This is a genomic window from Endozoicomonas sp. SESOKO4 (assembly GCF_024606275.1).
In genome coordinates this window covers 1-1,715 of record NZ_JAHHPS010000505.1, presented here as the reverse complement: position 1 = coordinate 1,715, position 1,715 = coordinate 1, and the positions used below count along the sequence as shown (strand labels likewise).

General features: G+C 45.5%; 1 protein-coding gene. It reads left to right on the top strand.

Annotated features, from left to right (window positions below; all coding sequences use genetic code 11):
• Positions 1-1,715, top strand: a 1,715-nt coding sequence (locus KDK16_RS09895) for a hypothetical protein (protein ID WP_257275872.1), incomplete at both ends; no start/stop codon positions are given.

Genomic DNA, 1,715 nt, shown 5'->3' with positions numbered 1-1,715 from the left:
GACATACCTCATAAAAACCAGACTGCGAGTAGAGAGAGAAGCGCTGGAGATACTGAAAACCGTAGAAAAAATACTCGAGATCAATGTCAATGAAGGTGATGACAAAGCAACAAGACTTGGCAGGATTCGTACAAAATTTGACAACAATGAAGTCTCAGAATCCATGCTGGATACGATAGGACAAACTCTCTGGAAAGAAGACATCACAGCTGCGAGCCAAAAATGGGCAGTAAAATACGAGAAGCTTCAGAGGCGTCTTACCTTTTATGTCGAAGATGCGGATGGGCAAGTCATAAGACAAAATACAGAGTTGCTTAAAGATATAGAGGAAGAGCTGCAGATCTACTCCATTGTAAGATATAAGGCAAAAGAAAGAGGCAGGGCTTTTCTTGCCAGGCTGGCCAATGATCTGGGGGTAAAATTTGAAAACGATGCCCCCCTGTCTGACAACAAGTATGTTCTTTACAACCAAATTTGGGCATTAATGGAAGAAGTAGAGGAAGTCTGTGGCAATGAAGATGTCAAAAGAATCAGAAACAATGAGATAGCTCATCAACTCAACATTCAGGACTATAAAGATGACGCCACTATCGAAGACCAAAACATTCTCATTAACAAAAGACTTCAACAGCTGGATGAAGAAGTTTTAAAAACAGGTTTTGCTGACGTTAACGAGCATATCACGGCCATTGAAAATGAGCTTGACAGACAAATAGCTCGCCTGGGCCCCAAACCCCGATACGTCTATGATCGTGAGGTAGTCACTGTCAGGCGGGCAATAGAAGAAGCTGAAAGTGAGCTGACAGGTGTTCAACGCAAGCTGAACACGCTTCGTGACAAGCAGGTGGCATTTTTGGTGAGCCGTGCGGACCTCCAACATACTTCGGATGAAGAGGAAACACCTCTCAAACAGGGCATTAAACAACTTCAGAACGAGTTGGGTCTGGCTGCAGGTGATGAGCAAACCTTTAAAGATCGAGTAGACGACATCAAACATTTCCTGCGGACATGCAGCGCAGAAAAACGGGATGAAGTCCTTGGGAAAGCCACAAAAGCACTGAATATTCAGATAAATGGTGACCTCGGTTTACTGGAAGAAGCTGATCACTTTATTGCCAATAAAGCCTATTCAGAGAGTCATGATCAGGACGAAACCCATGAAGTCCGGGGTAAACAGCGTTTTGCCACGAAAGAGTACATTCAGGTCAGGAAATTCCTGCGTGTGCATGACAAGAAAGTGATGGATGTAAACGATGCAAGGGCTCAGGAGGATCATGCACGAACGAATCTGGTTCGTAAAGAACGGGAAATGATCGATTTTAGAATCACCGTGGGGCCGTCTGAAGCAGTACCCAGGTACGAAATGGCTCAGCTGGCTTTAGCCCTGAGACGTAAAAGTGAAGCTGTTTCCAAAGCAAAACAGGACTTGGCGGATCATGACGCGCTTCTTGAAGCCACTGAGGAAGCCGCGGGTCTTAAGCCAGACTCTACTGACACCCTTGAAGACCGGATTAATGCCCTTAGATACAAACGGGTACAACTGGTCTGGGATGGTGGTAGTGTCGGCAAGATCCGGCAACTGAATCAGGAACAGGCCAGCCTGGAAGGTGAGATTGAAATCAGGAAAGCCTGCATTGAGAGAATGAAGGATAACCTGAGGATTGCAGAGAAAGTTGTCGAAAATAACGATGATCCCTTCCAGTACACACCGAGAC